The following is a 15,891-nucleotide window of genomic DNA, read 5'->3' as shown; positions in this document are numbered from 1 at the left end:
GCGCGCCATGCCGAGCCGTGCCGAGCGGTATGTCGCCCATCTCGACACCCTGACCGGGAGTACCGACCCCCGGCTGCAGCCGATCCCGTCCACCCACGCCGGGCTCGACGACGTCATCTCGCTCGTCTACGCCGACGAACCCGAGCCGCGCTACCTGACGGGCGCGACCTACGGCCTCTCCCTCGCCGACCACGCGGAGTGGCACGGGGTGAAGCCGGAGCTGTGGATCAGCGTCCGCTCCGACGACCCGGTCTGGGCCCTGGCCATCGGTTACCTGGCCGAACACCTGCGCGGCACCTGCCCGTTCGTCTACGGCGACACCATCGACTTCGGCGAGCCGATCGCGCCGGAGTCCGACATGACCGCGTTCGCCGTCTCGGCGCCCGCCGGCCTCGACGCGGACCAGTACACCCTGCTCGACTGCGGTGGCGCGCCCATCAGCATCGCCGGTTGCTTCCCGGTGCACGACATCGAGCGGGAGTACATCCGCGAACACGGCATCGACGCGTTCTGGCAGCTGGACTGGGACCTCTACGACGTCCGCCGCCCGCCGGTGGTCTAGCCCGAACCGACCGCCGGTGCAGGGCGCGGGTCAGGAACCCTTTCCCAGCACGGCCATCGCCGCGTTGTGGCCGGGGATGCCGCTGACACCACCTCCTCGCACCGCTCCCGCGCCGCACAAGAGCACGCGCTCGTGCGGCGTCTCGACGCCCCAGCGGCCGGCCTGCGCCGGGTCCACCGCGAACGGCCACGCCAGGTCCCGGTGGAAGATGTGCCCGGCCGGCAGTCCGAGCTCGGCCTCCAGGTCCAGCGGCGTTTTCGCCTCCACGCACGGTTTCCCGTCCGGCCCGGTCAGCAGGCAGTCCTCAATCGGCTCCGCGAGCACGGTGTTCAGCGACGCCATCGTCGCGCGCGACGCCTCTTCGCGCGCTTCGTCGTTGCGTCCCTCGAACAGCCGCGCGGGCATGTGCAGGCCGAACAACGTCAACGTCTGGGCTCCGGCCGCCCGCTCGGCCGGACCCAGGATCGACGGGTCGGTCAGCGAGTGGCAGTAGATCTCGCACGGCGGCAGCGTGGGGATCTTCCCCGCCGCCGCCTCGCGATATGCCGTCTCGAGCTGGGTGAAAGTCTCGTTGACGTGGAACGTGCCGCCGAACGCCTCGGCCGGGTCGACGCCCGGATCCCGCAGCTTCGGCAGCCGGGACAGCACCATGTTCACCTTCAGCTGCGCCCCCTCCGGCCGGTCGGCGCTCTCCTCCCCCAGCAACCGCGCCAGGGTGGGCGGTGCGACGTTCGCCAGGACGTGCTCACCGCGCACGACGTGCTCGGCGTCGGCGTGCCGGTAGCGCACCTCGCCGCCGGGGTCGATCGCCAGCACCTCGGCGCCGGTGACGAGCTTCGCGCCCGCAGCGGAAGCCACCGCGGCCAGCGAGCCGGTGACCGCGCCCATGCCGCCGACCGGCACGTCCCAGTCGCCCGTCCCGTTGCCGATCACGTGGTAGAGCAGGCAGCGGTTCTGCCGGAGGTCCGCGGCATCCGCGGCGGCGAACGTTCCGATCAGCGCGTCGGTCAGCACCACGCCGCGCACCGTGTCGTCTCCGAACCACGAGGTGAGCGCCTCGCCGATCGGCCGCTCGAACAGCATCGACCACGCTTCGGCGTCGTCGACCCGGGCCCGGAAGTCCACTTCGGACAGAAGAGGCTCGGTGAGCGTGCCGAAGGTGCGTTCGGCGACTCGCCCGGTCAGCTCGTAGAACCGGCGCCACGCCGCGAAGTCCGCGGCGGAGCCGGTGAGCGCCCGGAACGACTCGGCGGTCCGGCCTTCGTCGCCCGTGTCGACAAGGAGACCCGAGTCGCCGGAGGGCGTGTACGACGACATCCGGCGCCGCCGCAGCGCCACGTCCAGACCGAGGTCCGCGATGATCTTCCTGGGCAGCAGGCTGACCAGGTACGAGTAGCGCGACAACCGGACGTCGACGCCGTCGAACGCGCGGAACGACACGGCGGCGCCACCGGTCTCGCCGCGCCGCTCCAGCACGAGGACCGACCGGCCGGCCCGCGCCAGGTAGGCCGCCGCGACCAGCCCGTTGTGCCCGCCACCGACGACCACGACGTCGTACGCATCCATCCCGCTCCTCCTCGTTCGGCCTGCCTGATCATCGTGACCACCGCGGCGGCCGGAATTCAAGGAAAGGGCACGAACGGACCGTTCGCGCAATTCGGTTGCGCGGCGCCGGGGCGGCCGGGCAAGCTGGGAGACGTCCGGCAGGGAGCCGGGGTGTGAGCGAGCGGGGAGGTGCCTGTGGTGATGACTGTGCGGGCCCGTCTGCGCCCAAGCCCACCCGCCCCCCGAGGCTGATCACGCGCCCGGTGGGGCATCCCTGAACCAGGAGAACCCACCAGTGCGCTTGCACGACTTCGAAGATCACGACCGATTCGACGAACGACCTCCGCGCCGCCGCGAGCGGTTCGGCGGCGACGACCACCACCGCACCCCGCTCCTCTCGCGGTTCGCCGACGAAGGCGACCGATCGCCCTCGCGGCTCGACGAGGAGCCCGACTGGCAATCCTCGGACCGCCACACACGGTTCGACGACGAAAACGACCGGCAGCCCTCGCTTCGCGGCGAACACTTCGGCGACGACGAAGACGAGCAACGATCGTCTCGCCGCCACGGACAGTTCGGCGACGAGGACGACCCACAGCCCTCGGACGGCTACACGCCCTTCAAGGACGAAGACGACCTACAGCCCTCGCACCGCCACTCGCCGTTCAGCGACGAGTCCGACCTACAGCCCTCGCACCGCCGCGGGCAGCTCGACGACGAAGACGACCCACAACCCTCACGCCGCCGGGCGCGAGCCGGGGACGAAACTGACCAGCGGGCCTCCCGGCGTGCTCGGTTCGACGACGAACCCGAACCCACCCGGCGCGGGCGGCTGACCGAAGGCGAACGCGTCCGGCTCGCGAAACTGCGGGACGACGCCTACACCGAAAACCAGCTGCCCGACGGCGCCGATCGCTGGTCGACCTGGGACGACGCCGAACACGGCCCGCTGCCCCGGCCGGACTGGGTCGTCACCGAGCTCGCCGCGGTCGACACCGACCTCGGCGTCCTCAAGACCGGCAAGGAGGCCGATGTCCACCTGCTGCGGCGCGGGCTGCCCGGCACTCCCGGCGGGCTGCTCGCCGCGAAGCGGTACCGCAGTGACGAGCACAAGCTGTTCCACCGTGACGCGGGCTACCTCGAAGGGCGGCGGATGCGCCGCTCCCGCGAGACCCGGGCCATGGCGCAGCGCACCGCGTTCGGCCGCAACCTGATCGCCGAGCAGTGGGCCGTCGCGGAGTTCGCCGCGCTGAGTCGCTTGTGGACGATCGGGGCGCCGGTGCCGTACCCCGTCCAGCGCAACGGGACCGAACTGCTGCTCGAGTTCCTGGGCGAAGACGACGGGACCGCGGCTCCCCGGCTGGCCCAGGTCCGGCCGGAACCGGACGAACTGAAGGACCTGTGGTTCCAGGCCACCGCGGCGCTGGAGCTGCTCGCGTCCGAGGGGCTCGCGCACGGTGACCTCTCGGCGTACAACCTGCTCGTGCACCGGGGGCGGCTGGTGGTGATCGACCTGCCCCAGGTCGTCGACGTCGTGGCCAACCCGGGCGGGGTCGACTTCCTGGCGCGGGACGTGCGCAACCTGGCCGGCTGGTTCCACTCGCGGGGGCTCGGCGAGCACGTCACCAGGCCCGATGAGCTGCTGGCGGAACTCGTGTCCGGCGCCGGGATCGGGTGATCGCGGGGCGGCGTCGCGGATGTGGTGTGGAACACGTCTGCGACGCCGCCCACAACAGGTGACCTCAACGAGTAGTCCCGGCCCCACCTCGGGTACAGTAAGTACAGACCGCAACCGGCGGCGTGGATGAGTTGGTGTCCGTCGCCTCCAGAGCCACCGAATGGCTCGCGGTGATCCGTAATCCCAAAGCGGCTCGCAGTGTCGTGAAGCGACAAGACACAGTGCGCCGGGGTCCGTCCCTGTGAACGCCCACCGCACACCATCTTGCCCTGCCTGCGCGCGGGGAGCCCGGGCCTCCTTGTGACGAACCATGTCCGAGAGGCATTTGTGACAGTCACGTTCAACTCTGGTACCACCTCGACGTCCGCGCACGCGGACCGTCCCGACCGCCGGCCGCGTCAGCGCCCCGCCGGTGGGGACACGCTGCGTGATGACGCTGTCGAGACCGTGGAGACCAGGACTTTCGCCGAGCTGGGCCTGCCGGAGCCGCTGCTCCGCGCGCTGGCCGAGGCCGGCATCAACAGCCCGTTCCCGATCCAGTCCGCGACCATCCCGGACGCCCTGGCCGGCCGCGACGTGCTGGGCCGCGCCCAGACCGGTTCCGGCAAGACCCTCGCCTTCGGCCTGGCCATGCTGGCCCGGCTCGCCGACGGCAAGGCCCGCCCGAAGCGCCCCCGCGCGCTGATCCTGGTGCCGACCCGCGAGCTGGCCATGCAGGTGGCCGACTCGCTGACCCCGCTGGCCAAGTCCCTCGGCCTGTGGTGCCGCACCGCCGTCGGCGGGATGGCCTTCGCCCGCCAGGCCGACGCGCTCGCCCGTGGCGTCGACCTGCTGATCGCCACCCCGGGGCGGCTGTCGGACCACGTCCGGCAGGGCACCGCGCACCTGGGCGACTGCAACTTCATCGCCCTCGACGAAGCCGACCAGATGGCCGACATGGGCTTCATGCCGCAGGTCCGCGAGATCATGGACCTCACCCCGCCGGGCGGGCAGCGGCTGCTGTTCTCGGCGACGCTCGACGGTGATGTCAACCGCCTCGTCCGGCAGTACCTGAGCGACCCGGTCACGCACTCGGTCGCGCCGTCGACCGCGAGCGTGACGACCATGGACCACCACGTGCTCCAGGTCTCGCACCAGGACAAGCAGGACGTCATCACCCACATCGGTGCCCGTGAGGGCCGCACGATCATGTTCGTGCGCACCAAGCACCACGTGGACCGCCTCGCCGAGCGCCTGCGTGAGCAGGGTGTCAACGCGGCGGCGCTGCACGGTGGCAAGACCCAGGGTCAGCGCAACCGGGTGCTCGCGGACTTCAAGGAAGGCCACACCCCGGTGCTGGTCGCCACGGACGTCGCCGCGCGCGGCATCCACGTCGACGACATCTCGCTGGTGCTGCACGTCGACCCGGCGGCCGACCACAAGGACTACCTCCACCGCGCGGGCCGCACGGCGCGCGCCGGGGCGTCCGGGGTCGTCGTCACGGTGGTCACCAACGACCAGCGCCGCATGGTCAAGCGGATGACCGACCGGGCCGGCGTCCGCGCCGAGTCCACGATGGTCCGTCCGGGTGACGACGCGCTGACCCGCATCACCGGTGCCCGCGAGCCCAGCGGCGAGCCGGTCATCGAGCGTCGGCGTGAGAGCCCGCGTCGTGGTGGCGGCGGCGGTGGCTTCCGTGGCGACCGCGGCAGCTTCGGCGGTTCGAGCCGTGGCGGTTACCGCGGCGGCAGTGGCGGCGGCAGCAGCAGCCACGCCGGCAGCGGTGGCGGCTACGCCGGCGACCGTGACCGCGGTGGCGACCGTGGCGGCTACAGCCAGGGCTCGCACGAAGGCCGTTCCGGCGGCTTCAGCGGCCGCGGCCGTCAGCCCCGTTCGGGTGGCGGTGGCGGCTACGGCCGGCCGAGCCGTGGCCCGCGTCGCGGCTACGACAGCTGATTTCTCCCGGAAGCCCCGGGCCGGCACTCGCCGGTCCGGGGCTTCCGGCGTTTCCAGGCCCGCTTCACGGCCGCGCGAGGCCCGGGTGGGAGACTGCGGGACGTGACTACGCCGCCGACGCTTCCGCCCGACCAGGTTTTCGACTGGCTCGACGTCGAGGCGGAAAAGCGTGCGGGCGCGGGTCTGGTGCGGCAGTTGCGGCCACGCCCCGCCAAGACCGACGAGCTGGATCTCGCCGGCAACGACTACCTCGGGCTGGCCCACGACAAGCGCGTCGCCGGAGCCGCCGCGGCCGCCGCGCTGCGGTGGGGCGCGGGCTCGACCGGCTCACGGCTGGTGACCGGCTCGACCGAACTGCACACCGAGCTGGAGATGGAGCTCGCCCGGTTCTGCGGCGTGCAGGCCGCGCTCGTGTTCTCGTCGGGCTTCACGGCCAACCTCGGCGCGGTGACGGCGTTGTCCGGCAGCGAAGCCGCGATCGTCACCGACAAGTACATCCACGCGTCGCTCATCGAAGGCTGCCGGCTGTCGCGGGCGGACATCGCCGCCGTCGCGCACGCGACGCCGTCCGCGATCAAGAACGCGCTGGCGACCCGGCGCAAGCCGCGGGCCCTGGTGGTGACCGACTCGGTGTTCTCGGTGGACGGCGACCTCGCCCCGCTCGACGAGCTGGCCGGGATCTGCCGCGAACACAGCGCCGGCCTGCTGGTCGACGACGCGCACGGCTTCGGCGTCCTGGGTGAAGGCGGCCGCGGCGCGGTCCACGCCGCCGGGCTCGCGGGCGCCCCCGACGTCGTCACGACGTTGACGCTTTCGAAGGCCCTCGGCGCGCAGGGCGGTGCCGTGCTCGGGCCGCGTCGCGTGATCAAGCACCTCATCGACACCGCGCGCAGTTTCATCTTCGACACCGCGCTCGCGCCGGCCAGCGCCGCCGCCGCGCTCGCCGCGTTGCACGCGCTGAAAGATGAGCCCGGGCTGGCGGAGAAGGTCCAGGAGAACGCCGGGAACCTCGCGATGCAGCTGAAGGCGGCGGGGCTGAAGGCGAGCGTGCCGGACGCCGCCGTGATCTCGGTGCAGGCGCCGTCCGCGGAGACGGCCGTCGCGTGGGCCGCGGCGTGCGCCGAGCAGGGCATCCGCGTCGGGTGCTTCCGGCCGCCGTCGGTGCCGGACGGCATCTCGCGGCTGCGGCTGACGGTGCGCGCCGACCTCACGGAGTCCGATGTGGACCGTGCCGTGAAGGTGATCACGGCGACCGCGCCGCGCGGTGCGACCGACTGAGCCGTACCGGAACGGTCGGTTCGCGTACCCAGACGGTCGGTTCGCGTACCTGGAGGGTCGGTTCGCGTGCTTCGGCGGGTATCTCGCGTGATTGGAGAGGCATCACGCGTGATTGAAGGGTCGACTCGCGTGTCTGGAGACGACACTCGCGTGTCTGGGGACGGGACTCGCGTGATTCGGGGCGGGAGTCGCCGTTAGGCGGGGCGGCGCATGCGGATGTGGGGGATTCCGTCGTCGTCCGTGTACTCGGGGCCTTCTGCGACGAAGCCGTAGCGCGCGTAGAAACCCTGGACGTACGTCTGGGCGTCCAGGACGTACTCGGCGGGGATCGTGAGGGCCGCGTCCATCAGGCGGGCTGCCAGGCCCTGCCCCCGGGCCTGGGCGGCCGTGACCACCCGGCCGATGCGGCGGATGCCGCCTGGGTCCAGCAGGACTCGCAGGTAGGACATAACCCCGCTGTCGTCCGAGAACCAGAGGTGGCGGGTGTCCGGCAGCAGGTCGCGGCCGTCCAGTTCCGGGTACGCGGCCTTCTGCTCCACCACGAAGACGTCCACCCGCAGGCGCAGGATGTCGTGCAGCTGGGCGGCGGTCAGCTCCGGGCCGGTCGCGTCGTGCAGGGTCGGCATGCCCCTGCTTACCACGCTCAGCCGAGCAGGCGCGGGTTGGCCTGTTGCTGGATGTCGTTGACGTACGCCGAAACCCGCGTGTAGACGCCCGGCTTGCCGGCCTTGCCGCAGCCGTCGCCGAAGGACACCAAACCGATCAGGGTGTCGCCGACGACCAGCGGGCCGCCGGAGTCGCCCTGGCACGCGTCGACGCCGCCGTCGGCGTAACCCGCGCACACCATGGTCTTCGGGTCGTAGACGTCGTAGTCGGAGTTGCAGTCCTTGTCGCCGATCACCGGGACCTGGGCGCTGCGCAGGTAATCGGACCGATCGCCGCCGTCGGCGACGCGGCCCCAGCCGAGCACCGTCGCCTGCGTGCCCTCGCGGTACGACGCCGAGTCGCCGCTGTCCGGCAGCTTCGCCGGCCGGTAGCCGAGCTGGCCGCGCACGGTCAGCACCGCGATGTCGTTGCCCTGCGTCGGGTCGTTGTACCCCTTGCTGATCCAGATCTTCGACACGCTCAGCACCTGGCCGTCACCGGTGCGCTTGTCCTCGCGCCCGGCCACCACGCGGACGTCCTGCTTCGCCACGGCTTTCGCGCAGTGCGCCGCCGTCGCAACCGCCGTGGAGCTGACGATCACCGCGCCGCAGTACTGGTTCCCGCCCGGGTCGGCGAGGTACACCGCGTACGGGTGGTCGTCGAGCGAAGCTTTGTTGCCACCGACGATCCGGGGCTGGTTGGCGGACGCCGGGTCCGCCGAAGCCGTGTTCACCACGACCGGGACGGCGACCGCCGCGACCGCGAGGAGCGCGCCGCTCACGAGCAGCAGGGATCGGCGGGACTTCACGGACATGGGTCGTTCCCCTCTTCGAACACCAGGCAAAGGCACTGCGCACGGCACTCACGCGACTCCACAGCGTGAACAGGTGGCCCTGAATACCCTAATCGGAGTGAGCCCGAAGCGGTGTCACTGAAACGGGTGGACTCCGCGCTCACCGAACGTTTATGTCAAGCTTGCGGAATGCGACGGACAGCGACGGCGGCGCTCGGGGCGGTCATGGCCGTCACGCTGGCCGCCTGCACGTCGGAGGTCCCCTCGGCGCCCCAGCCGGTCGCCGCGGCGCCGGTCACGACGGCCGTGTCCAAACCCCCCTCCCCGGTGAAACCGGCGCCGCCGAAGACGTCGAGCGCGCCCGTTGTCACCTGGCAGGTGGGTGCCCACCCGCTCCCCCTGCGTTCCGACGGCTTCGGCGAGATCGAACCGACGCCACCCGAACTGGTGAATCGGGCACTTCCGACAAAAGACGTTCTTCCCCCACCGGCCGGGAACGCCTACGCCTCGACGATCAGCGTCGTGCCCGCCGCCGTCCTCGCGCGCAGCACCTGGCAGGCCGCCTGCCCGGTCAAGGCCACCGACCTGCGCTACCTCACGATGGCGTTCTGGGGGTTCGACGGCCGCGCGCACACCGGCGAGATGCTGGTGAACGCGTCCGGCGCCGCCGGGATCACGAAGGCGTTCGGGAAGCTCTTCGCCGCGCACTTCCCCCTGGAGGAAATGCGCGTGACCAGCCCGGCCGAGCTGACCCTGGCGCCCACCGGCGACGGCAACTCGACCAGCGCGTTCGTCTGCCGCCCGGCACGCGGCCAGACGACCTGGTCGGCGCACGCCTACGGGCTGGCGGTGGACGTCAACCCGTTCTGCAACCCCTACACCCAGGGCGACCTGGTGCTGCCCGAGCTGGCCTCGGCCTACGTCGACCGCTCGCGGAAACGCCCCGGCATGGTCCTGGCCGGCGACGCCACCGTCCGCGCGTTCTCGGCGATCGGCTGGAGCTGGGGCGGGGCGTGGACCAGCCCGAAGGACCGGATGCACTTCACCGCCAACGGTCACTGATCACGTAATACGACGTTAAGCACACGCGGGAACACCTGCTCCACGCGGCAGGTTGGCTAGGGTGAACCGTTCGGAACGAGCCCGCGGAGGATGAAGTGCCCCACTACGACCTGGTGATCGTCGGGACGGGATCGGGGAACTCGATCCTCGGCCCCGGTTTCGCCGGCAAGAAGACGGCCATCGTGGAGAAGGGCACCTTCGGCGGGACCTGCCTGAACGTCGGCTGCATCCCGACGAAGATGTTCGTCTACGCCGCCGACGTCGCCCACACGCCCGCCGAGAGTGCGAAGTACGGCGTCGACGAAGAGCTCAAGGGCGTGCGCTGGCGCGACATCCGCGACCGCGTCTTCGGCCGCATCGACCCGATCGCCGCGGGCGGCGCGGAGTACCGCCGCAGCCACGAGGACAACAAGAACGTCGACGTCTACGAGGGCACCGGGCGCTTCACCGGCACCAAGGAACTGCGCGTCACGTTCCCCGACGGGCGCCCGGACGAGGTGCTGACCGCCGACCGGTTCGTGCTCGCCGCGGGTGGCCGTCCGGTGATCCCGGACATCCCCGGCATCGAGGACACCGGCTACTACACCTCCGACACGGTGATGCGGCTCGACGAGCTGCCCGAGCGCATCGTCATCCTCGGCGGCGGGTACATCGCGGCCGAGTTCGCGCACGTCTTCGCGTCGTTCGGCGTGCGGGTCACGCTGGTCAACCGGTCCGCGCGGCTGCTGCGCTCGGAGGACGAGGACGTCAGCGCCCGCTTCACCGAGCTGGCGTCGGAACGCTTCGACGTCCGGCTGGAGCGCAAGACCGTGCGGGCGCGCAAGACGGCCGACGGCGTCGCGCTGGACCTCGAAGGGCCGCAGGGCGCCGAGACCGTCGAGGCGGACCTGCTGCTCGTCGCGACCGGCCGCAAGCCGAACTCCGACCTGCTCGACGTCGCCGCCACCGGCGTGACCACAGTGGACAGTGGGCACGTCGTGGTCGACGACTACCAGGAGACCGCCGTCGAGGGCATCTACGCGCTCGGCGACCTCTCCTCGCCGCACGAGCTGAAGCACGTCGCGAACCACGAAGCCCGCGTGGTGCAGCACAACCTGCTGCACCCGGACGAGCGGATCGAGGCCGACCACCGGTTCGTGCCGCACGCCGTGTTCACCCACCCGCAGATCGCGTCGGTCGGGCTCACCGAGCAGAAGGCGCGCGAGCAGGGCGTGTCCTACGTGGTCTCGAAGCAGGACTACGCCGGGATCGCCTACGGCTGGGCCATGGAGGACACCACCGGCTTCGCGAAGCTGCTCGCCGACCCCGCCACCGGGCAGCTGCTCGGCGCGCACATCATCGGGCCGCAGGCGTCGAGCGTCATCCAGCCGCTGATCCAGGCGATGAGCTTCGGCCTGGACGCGCACGCGATGGCGCGCGGGCAGTACTGGATCCACCCGGCCATGCCGGAGCTGATCGAGAACGCCCTGCTCAACCTGCCCCTGGACTGACGAAAAGCCGTGAAGGCCTCCTTACCGGCCGTAAGAGCCGGTAAGGAGGCCTTCACGGACTTCAGAGGGTGATCGACCAGGTGTCGAGGGTGCCGGTGTCGCCGGGGCCGTAGTCGGTCACGCGCAGCTGCCACTTGCCGGCGGCCGGGGACGACGCCGTCGCCGGGATGGTGAACGTCCGGGCGCCGCTCCACGGCGTGCAGGTGCTGCCGCCGCTGTACTTGAGCGCGTACGCCTTGCCCTTCGGGTCCAGCAGCGTGATGCCGAGGTCTTCGGCGCACGTGTGTCGGATGGTCAGCGAGACGCCGATCGAGGCGGCCGCGCTGCCGGTCAGCGTCGAGCTGATCGGGCTGAGCACCTGCTGGTAGTCACGGATCGCGTAGTCCGTGTCGTTGGTCAGCGTGCGGGAGCCGCCGCCACCCGCTTGCGTCCGCGCGCTGACGGCCGCGCTCGCCGCGGACGCGTTCCCGGCGGCGTCCTTCGCCTTGACCGTGAACGAGTACGCCGTGTCCGGGTTGAGCCCGGAGACCGTGGCGCTGGTGCCCGCGACGCTCGTGGCGAGCGTGGAGCCGTTGTAGACGTCGTAGCCGGTGACGCCGGTGTTGTCCGTCGACGCGTCCCAGGCGAGCGAAACGCTGCTCGCCGTCGTGCCGGTGGACCGCGGGTTGCCCGGCGCGCTCGGCGCCGTCGTGTCGCCGGTGCCGCCGCCGGCGACCAGCGAGAGCTGCCACTTGTTCAGCGCCTCGATCACTGGCTGGAACAGCGACATGTCGCCGTCGCTCGGGTTCTGCACGCACTGCGACGGGCCGCCGTCGTGCAGGCCGGCAGCCTTGCTGCCGAGCAGCCAGCCGCCGCCGGAGTCGCCGCCGAGCGAACACGCCGTCGTCCAGGTCAGGTCGCCGATGATGAGGCCGTTGCCGTAGTCGGCGGACTTGTGCGTGTACTTCACTTCGCCGCACTGCCAGTGCGAAGTGTTGCCGGAGTGGCAGACGCTGTCGCCGACCATGGCCTCGGCCGCGCCGGAGAGCGTCACCGCCGGCTGGCCCCAGGTGTTGACCGACGCCGAGAGGTTCCATCCCGCCTCCGTCACCGCGACGAGGCCCATGTCGCCTTCCTGGCCGTTGACGCTGTGCGTGCCGCCGACGTTCGACGTGCCGACCTTGTTCTGCTGGCCGGACGCGCCGTAGGCGGCCTGGTTGCTGTCGTTCGTGCAGTGCCCGGCGGTCAGGAAGTGCTTGGCACCACTGGAATCCGTGACCGGGAAGCCGACCGAGCAGTTCGATTCGCTGCCCGGCCACCACGGGTTGCCGGTCTGGATCGTGCCCGACTGCTGCTTCGGCGACGTCGTCGTCTCGGTGATCCGGACGCCGATTTCCCTGACGCTGGAAAGGAAACTCTCCGTCGCGGCCGTCTTCTTCGTGCGGTCGACGGAGACGCCGACCTCGTTGTTCCGGACGTCGACGCCCCAGCCGTAGACGCCGGGTACGCCCTGGCCGACCAGCGCGCGGACGGCCGCGTCGGTGCGGTCCAGCTCGGCCTGGCCGCGGGCCACGACCCGCACCGCGGCCCCGGTGGCGCGGACCTGGTCCGCGGCGGCCGGCGTGGTGACGGCGACGGTCAGCTTCCCGGCGGCCGCGTCGAACCACTCTCCCGCCGACTGCTGCCGGACCGCGGTCGGCAGCGCCGCGGCCAAGCGGTGGGCGTCGTCCTGGGCGGCGAGGCGGGTCCGGGCCTGGTCCGCGGACAGCCCGAACGCGGCCGCGACGCCGTCGACCTCGGCCTGCGGATGGGCCGGCGGTGCCGGTGGCGCGGCTTGAGCGGGCTGGAAGCCCAGTCCCAATGCGGCGAGCGCGGCGACACCCGCGACGGAAACCAGTCTGCGCATGAGGTTCTCCTCGGATCGGGATTCGGTTCGCCGACGGTAGATCCCGGAGAACACCGAATTGAAGATCCGCAGGGCCTTAACAGTTAACTGGCGTCCCATTCCCAATCGAAACCGTAACGGCCGGGCCCGAAACCGAGCGCGACGCCGTGCACCGCACCGGATTCCGGGACGACGTCGGCGTATTCGGCCGGCCGGCCGTCGTGTTCCACGATCCGCCGGCACACCGCGGGCACCGCCACCGGGTCGAAGCGGATTTCGAGCACGTATTCGCGGACCGGCAGCCGGAACTTGCGTTCGTAGTTGGTCGCGAGTGGATGCGGCGCGCGATTCACGAGCGTGTGCTCGGTGATCACCGTTTCGCCGCGGACGAGCGGCCGGCCGAAGAGCAGTTCGACGACGAGCAGGCCGTCCTCCGGCTTGTGCACGCTGCGCCCGGCCTGGCAGCCGCGCAGGGAACGCACCTCCGGCAGCGGCCGGTCGTGCTCGTCGAGGTGCAGGATGACCACCCAGCGGTCCGGGCCGTCCGCCTCGGCCCGCAGCACCTGCCGCGAATGGAACTCCAGCTCCTCGCGATCCGGGCCGACCGTCACGACGTCGTGCTGGCTGATCCGGGTCAGCCGCTCGTCCCACCGGGTGTCCACATCGGACACCGCGGCGTCGATGCGCCCGCCGTCCGGCCAGAACCGGCCCATCTCGGCGGCCGCGGAGCGGCGTGACCGCGGCGAGCCGAGCAACGCGACGAGCGAGCCCGGCGGCACGTCGAGGACGACTTCGAGCTGCCGCACCCCGCGCACCGAGTCCCGCCGCTGCGGGCGGCTGCGGCCGGACTGCCAGTAGCTCAACGTCGCCGTCGTGACCGAGACGCCGCGGGCGTGCAGGTGTTCGCGCAGGCGATCGAGGCTCAGGCCGCGGGCGCGGATCGCCGCGCGCAGGGCCGCGTCGAACGGGCCGGTGCGCAGCAACGTCCCGAGGGCCGGCGACGGAACCGCCATCGAACGATCTTAAGCCGCCGAACGGCCGCGAACAGGCATTAACTGTTAAGAATCAGACGAACCGGTGGCGTCCCGCGAGAGCGCCGAACCCCATCTGCACCACGAGCAGGCCCAGCAGCATCGCCAGCGGAACGGTCCAGCCACCCGCGAGGTCGTGCAGCAAGCCGAAGAGGAACGGGCCGAGCGCGGCGAACAGGTAGCCGAAGCCCTGGGCCATCCCGGACAGCCGGGCGGTGTCGCCGCCGGTCTTCGCGCGCAACGCGATCACCGTCAGGGCCAGCGAGAAGACGCTCATCCCGAGGCCGATCAGCACGCTCCACAGCAGCGGCGACCACGCCGGGGCGAGCATCAGCCCGGCCGTCCCGGCCAGGCCGAACACGCCGAACGTCACGATCCACGCGCCCTGGCCGCGCTGCCGGGCCGCCATCGGCGCCACGACCAGGCTGATCGGCACGGCGATCAGCGAAACCAGGCCGAACAGCAGGCCCGCGTGGTCGCGCGAGACACCGGCGTCCATCAGCACCTGCGGGAACCAGCCCATCGCCGCGTAGGCGTAGAAGGCCTGCAGGCCGAAGAAGGCCGTGACGATCCAGGCCAGCCGGTTGCGCAGCAGCGAGCGGCCGCCCTCGGCGGCGTCGGCGTGACGCGGTGCCCGGCCGGTGCCGCGGGCTGCGAGAATCCACGCGGCGAGCGCGACGACGGCCACCACCGCCCAGCTGCCCAGCGCCGGGCGCCAGCCGCCGAAGGCGTCGCCCAGCTGCGGGGTCACGGCCGACCCGAGCGCGCCGCCGCCCTGCAGAGCGGCGGTGTAGACGCCGGTCATCAGGCCGATCCGAGCCGGGAAGGAGCCCTTGATGACGACCGGGATGAGCACGTTGATCAGGGCGATCCCGGCGGTCGCGACGAGCGTCCCGCCGAGCACGACGTACGGGCCGTCGAGCACGCGCAGCACGAGCCCGGCGGCGATCGCGGTCAGCGCGACCGCGATGGCGGCGCCGATCCCGGCGCGGCGGGCCAGCAGCGGCGCGGCGAGCCCGGCACCGGCGAAGCAGAGCGTCGGCACCGTCGTCAGCACGCCCGCCCAGAGCACGGACGCGCCCAGGCCGGCGCGCATTTCGGCGAGCATCGGGCCGACCCCGGTGATGGCCGGGCGCAGGTTGAGCGCAGTCAGCACCACGGCGACCGCGAGCAGCGCGCCGCCGGCGACTACGCCGGGCGTGCGCGTCTCGATCGTGCCGTCCAGCTCGGGTTCGAGTGCTGCTTCACGGGATTCGACGGGCATACGAGCTACTATCGCATACGTAGGATGATTGGATGAAGGGATAATTCCTGTGCCTCTGGCCACCACCCGGCGGACAGGCTTGGTCGACCAGGTCATCGAGCAGCTGCGGACCGCCGTCACGCAGGGCGAATGGCCGATCGGCGAGCGCATCCCCACCGAGGTCGAGCTGGGCGACCAGCTCGGCGTCGGCCGCAACACCATCCGCGAGGCCGTGCGCGCCCTCGCGCACACCGGCATCTTCGAGGTCCGCCAGGGCGACGGCACCTACGTGCGCGCGACCAGCGAGGTCTCCGGCGCGATCCGCCGGCTCTGCGGCGACGAGCTGCGCGAGGTGCTGCAGGTCCGGCGCACCCTCGAGGTCGAAGGCGCCCGGCTCGCCGCGGCCGAGCGGACCGACGAGGACGTCGCCGAGCTGCGCGCACTGCTGGCTCGCCGCGAGGTCGAGCTGGCCGAAGGTCGCTGGCCGGACTTCGTGCGCACCGACGCCGAGTTCCACTGCGCGGTCGTCCGCAGCGGCCACAACCGGCTGCTCACCGAGCTGTACCGCGGGCTGACCGAGGTCATCACGGCGAGTGTCGCGGCGACGTCCACCATCACGCCAGGCGCCGGGCACATGCCCGAGATCGGCCACGAAGGCCTCGCGGACGCCATCGCCGAGCGCGACGCGGACCGGGCCGCCGCCGAGGTCTGCGGCTTCCTGGACGAGCTGCTGGAGCGCATCGAAGCGTCCTGAGCTGGTCTTTT

At 71.7% G+C, this 15,891-nt stretch carries 13 protein-coding genes; 7 read left to right on the top strand and 6 right to left on the bottom strand.

Annotated elements, in window-relative coordinates:
• Positions 1-7: 7 nt before the first annotated feature.
• The gene (locus MUY22_RS23385; RefSeq protein ID WP_247062503.1) at positions 8-562 is read left to right on the top strand and encodes a suppressor of fused domain protein; all 555 of its coding nucleotides are present in this window, start codon (positions 8-10) and stop codon (positions 560-562) included.
• Between the two features lie 30 nt (positions 563-592).
• Here MUY22_RS23385 and MUY22_RS23380 read toward each other — a convergent pair whose 3' ends face one another.
• On the bottom strand, positions 593-2,128 hold the full coding sequence (locus MUY22_RS23380; protein WP_247062500.1) for an NAD(P)/FAD-dependent oxidoreductase: 1,536 nt from the start codon (positions 2,126-2,128) through the stop codon (positions 593-595).
• 811 nt (positions 2,129-2,939) lie between these two features.
• Here MUY22_RS23380 and MUY22_RS23375 point away from each other — a divergent pair.
• The 3 genes from MUY22_RS23375 to MUY22_RS23365 all read left to right on the top strand — a co-directional run bounded on the left by MUY22_RS23375 (position 2,940) and on the right by MUY22_RS23365 (position 6,998).
• Positions 2,940-3,785, top strand: a complete 846-nt coding sequence (locus MUY22_RS23375; protein WP_247064068.1) for a serine protein kinase RIO — start codon at positions 2,940-2,942, stop codon at positions 3,783-3,785.
• 327 nt (positions 3,786-4,112) lie between these two features.
• The gene (locus MUY22_RS23370) at positions 4,113-5,720 is read left to right on the top strand and encodes a DEAD/DEAH box helicase (protein WP_247062499.1); all 1,608 of its coding nucleotides are present in this window, start codon (positions 4,113-4,115) and stop codon (positions 5,718-5,720) included.
• A 102-nt stretch (positions 5,721-5,822) separates the two neighbouring features.
• The gene (locus MUY22_RS23365) at positions 5,823-6,998 is read left to right on the top strand and encodes an 8-amino-7-oxononanoate synthase (RefSeq protein ID WP_247062497.1); all 1,176 of its coding nucleotides are present in this window, start codon (positions 5,823-5,825) and stop codon (positions 6,996-6,998) included.
• Between the two features lie 194 nt (positions 6,999-7,192).
• Here MUY22_RS23365 and MUY22_RS23360 read toward each other — a convergent pair whose 3' ends face one another.
• A complete protein-coding gene (locus tag MUY22_RS23360) occupies positions 7,193-7,624 on the bottom strand; it encodes a GNAT family N-acetyltransferase (protein ID WP_247062494.1) in 432 nt (143 codons plus the stop codon).
• A gap of 17 nt (positions 7,625-7,641) precedes the next feature.
• On the bottom strand, positions 7,642-8,457 hold the full coding sequence (locus tag MUY22_RS23355) for a trypsin-like serine protease (protein ID WP_247062492.1): 816 nt from the start codon (positions 8,455-8,457) through the stop codon (positions 7,642-7,644).
• 168 nt (positions 8,458-8,625) lie between these two features.
• Between MUY22_RS23355 and MUY22_RS23350 the strand changes: the two genes are divergently transcribed.
• Positions 8,626-9,498, top strand: a complete 873-nt coding sequence (locus tag MUY22_RS23350) for a M15 family metallopeptidase (protein ID WP_247062491.1) — start codon at positions 8,626-8,628, stop codon at positions 9,496-9,498.
• Between the two features lie 95 nt (positions 9,499-9,593).
• Positions 9,594-10,988, top strand: coding sequence for a mycothione reductase (locus MUY22_RS23345; protein ID WP_247062490.1), 1,395 nt, complete (start codon positions 9,594-9,596; stop codon positions 10,986-10,988).
• Positions 10,989-11,049: 61 nt separating this feature from the next.
• On the opposite strand, the gene MUY22_RS23340 is transcribed toward MUY22_RS23345, so the two are convergent.
• The 3 genes from MUY22_RS23340 to MUY22_RS23330 all read right to left on the bottom strand — a co-directional run bounded on the left by MUY22_RS23340 (position 11,050) and on the right by MUY22_RS23330 (position 15,147).
• The gene (locus MUY22_RS23340; RefSeq protein WP_247062489.1) at positions 11,050-12,873 is read right to left on the bottom strand and encodes a proprotein convertase P-domain-containing protein; all 1,824 of its coding nucleotides are present in this window, start codon (positions 12,871-12,873) and stop codon (positions 11,050-11,052) included.
• 83 nt (positions 12,874-12,956) lie between these two features.
• Positions 12,957-13,865, bottom strand: coding sequence for an XRE family transcriptional regulator (locus MUY22_RS23335; RefSeq protein WP_247062488.1), 909 nt, complete (start codon positions 13,863-13,865; stop codon positions 12,957-12,959).
• 52 nt (positions 13,866-13,917) lie between these two features.
• Positions 13,918-15,147 (bottom strand): MFS transporter, encoded by a 1,230-nt coding sequence (locus MUY22_RS23330; RefSeq protein WP_247062487.1) that lies wholly within the window; start codon positions 15,145-15,147, stop codon positions 13,918-13,920.
• Between the two features lie 49 nt (positions 15,148-15,196).
• Here MUY22_RS23330 and MUY22_RS23325 point away from each other — a divergent pair, with 49 nt between their 5' ends.
• Positions 15,197-15,880 (top strand): FadR/GntR family transcriptional regulator, encoded by a 684-nt coding sequence (locus tag MUY22_RS23325; protein WP_247062486.1) that lies wholly within the window; start codon positions 15,197-15,199, stop codon positions 15,878-15,880.
• The last annotated feature ends 11 nt before the right edge of the window (positions 15,881-15,891 follow it).

The organism is Amycolatopsis sp. WQ 127309 (genome assembly GCF_023023025.1).
Taxonomy (GTDB): Bacteria; Actinomycetota; Actinomycetes; order Mycobacteriales; family Pseudonocardiaceae; genus Amycolatopsis.
This window is presented reverse-complemented; position numbering and strand designations above follow the sequence as displayed.

What these genes read in the sequence shown, in the direction of transcription:
- MUY22_RS23385 (WP_247062503.1), top strand. Translation starts at nt 8, where the DNA reads ATGCCGAGCCGTGCCGAGCGGTATGTCGCCCATCTCGACACCCTGACC.
- MUY22_RS23380 (WP_247062500.1), bottom strand. Translation starts at nt 2,128, where the DNA reads ATGGATGCGTACGACGTCGTGGTCGTCGGTGGCGGGCACAACGGGCTG.
- MUY22_RS23360 (WP_247062494.1), bottom strand. Translation starts at nt 7,624, where the DNA reads ATGCCGACCCTGCACGACGCGACCGGCCCGGAGCTGACCGCCGCCCAG.
- MUY22_RS23355 (WP_247062492.1), bottom strand. Translation starts at nt 8,457, where the DNA reads ATGTCCGTGAAGTCCCGCCGATCCCTGCTGCTCGTGAGCGGCGCGCTC.
- MUY22_RS23350 (WP_247062491.1), top strand. Translation starts at nt 8,626, where the DNA reads ATGCGACGGACAGCGACGGCGGCGCTCGGGGCGGTCATGGCCGTCACG.
- MUY22_RS23340 (WP_247062489.1), bottom strand. Translation starts at nt 12,873, where the DNA reads ATGCGCAGACTGGTTTCCGTCGCGGGTGTCGCCGCGCTCGCCGCATTG.
- MUY22_RS23335 (WP_247062488.1), bottom strand. Translation starts at nt 13,865, where the DNA reads ATGGCGGTTCCGTCGCCGGCCCTCGGGACGTTGCTGCGCACCGGCCCG.
- MUY22_RS23330 (WP_247062487.1), bottom strand. Translation starts at nt 15,147, where the DNA reads ATGCCCGTCGAATCCCGTGAAGCAGCACTCGAACCCGAGCTGGACGGC.